The sequence below is a fragment of the Gandjariella thermophila genome, from assembly GCF_005405885.1.
In the GTDB taxonomy this organism is placed as follows: Bacteria; Actinomycetota; Actinomycetes; order Mycobacteriales; family Pseudonocardiaceae; genus Gandjariella; species Gandjariella thermophila.
In genome coordinates this window covers 1-1,709 of record NZ_BJFL01000101.1, presented here as the reverse complement: position 1 = coordinate 1,709, position 1,709 = coordinate 1, and the positions used below count along the sequence as shown (strand labels likewise).

General features: G+C 73.6%; 2 protein-coding genes. One reads left to right on the top strand and one right to left on the bottom strand.

The window, feature by feature from the left end:
• Nucleotides 1-484, top strand: a 484-nt coding sequence (locus tag FFT21_RS28365; protein ID WP_137816968.1) for a LuxR C-terminal-related transcriptional regulator, incomplete at its 5' end; no start/stop codon positions are given.
• An 86-nt stretch (nucleotides 485-570) separates the two neighbouring features.
• On the opposite strand, the gene FFT21_RS28360 is transcribed toward FFT21_RS28365, so the two are convergent.
• Nucleotides 571-1,578, bottom strand: a complete 1,008-nt coding sequence (locus tag FFT21_RS28360) for an Acg family FMN-binding oxidoreductase (RefSeq protein ID WP_307722970.1) — start codon at nucleotides 1,576-1,578, stop codon at nucleotides 571-573.
• Nucleotides 1,579-1,709: the final 131 nt, after the last annotated feature.

The following is a 1,709-nucleotide window of genomic DNA, read 5'->3' as shown; positions in this document are numbered from 1 at the left end:
CCTGCCGGATGGCAACGGCGTGGAGCTGTGCCGCGAGCTGCGGTCGAAGCTGCCCGAGCTGACCTGCCTGATGCTGACCTCGTTCACCGACGAGCAGGCCATGCTGGACGCGATCCTGGCCGGCGCGAGCGGGTATGTGATCAAGGACATCAAGGGCATGGAACTGGTCTCCGCGGTGCGCACCGTGGGCTCGGGCAAGTCGCTGCTGGACAACCGGGCCGCCGCGGCGCTGATGGCCCGGCTACGCGCCGGCGACGAGGAGTCCGGGCCGCTGCCCCGGCTGACCGCGCAGGAACGCACCCTGCTGGACCTCATCGGCGAGGGGCTGACCAACCGGCAGATCGCGGCTCGGATGTTCCTGGCCGAGAAGACGGTGAAGAACTACGTCTCCCGGCTGCTGACCAAGCTCGGCATGGAACGCCGTACCCAGGCCGCGGTGCTGGCCACCGAACTACGTACGCAACGCCAGCCATCCGCCGAATAAGCGCGAAACGCCGAGCCGACCCCGCCGGATGGCACAGGACCCCGGTCAGCGGGAAGGCCGCGGGTCCGGCCGACCTGTGGCGGGACTCATTCGACCCGGCCGGTCGCGACGGGCCGGAGGTCGGCGGTCATCAGCACATCCTCGAGCGGTCGCCGCGGCGTCGCGGGGACCGGGGAGCCGTAGCCGATGCGCAGGACGGTCTGCGGCCACAGCCCACCGCCGATCAGCGCCCGCAGCTCCCGGCGCGCCTGCGGCACCTCCACCACCTGGGACAAGAACGAGGCGGCCAGCCCCTCCTCGGTGGCGGTCAGCAGCACCCGTTGCATCGCCTGCCCGACCTGGAGCTGGCTGGCCCGCCCGTCCTGGAAGGAGCCGACGACCACGATCAGCGGCTCCGGTTCGAAGTCCTTGCCGGCCACCCGGCGGGCCGCCCGACCGGCGGTGAAGTCCCGCAACACCCACTCGTCCTGCGGCTCCGGCGCCGGCCCGGCGCTGCGGGCAGGTACGCCGTCCCAGGTGTCGTCGGCGCGGCCGGTCCAGTGCCGCCACTCGGCCACGAACTGTGCATCGGCGAGCTGCGCCCGGTGTGCCTGGTCTACCAGGGCGCGCAGCACGGCCATCTGCGTGCGGTCCAGGATGGCCAGCCAGGACCGCTCCGCCTCCGCGGCCCGGCGCAGCCGGTTGCGCACCGCCGCGGGAACGGGTGCCGGCACGAACGGGCGGCGGTTGGTGCGCCGGCGGGCCACCGCCGCGGCCAGTGCCCGGTCCGCCGGCGTGGCCGCACGCCTGCCGGCCGGCCGCACCATGGCCAGCAGGTGCGGCCGTGCCGGGTCGGGGAAGCCGCGCACGTCCGGGTAGACCCCCATGGCCCGGATGGCCAGCCGCAGGTTCAGCAGTGCCGCGCCGCAGGCCAAAAGCAGCTCCCGGTGGTCGGGATCGGCCACCGCGACGGCACGCGCGGGATCCGCATACAGCTCAATGGCGCTCGAGGTGCAGCGAAACCGCCACGGCTGGCTGTTGTGCAGCGACGGTGCCGCCGTCGCCGCACGCAGCGCCGCCTCGACCTGCCCGGCGGTCAGACCTCCCACGGGCACGACGCGAGCGTCCATGGCGCCTGCCCTCCCCGTCGTCGTCCGGCCGTTTGCCACCTCAGCGTCCGCCGAGGGAGACGGCCGCACATAGAGCCGTGCGTCCTCGGCCGAGGGTCCAACGTCGTCCGCGGTCA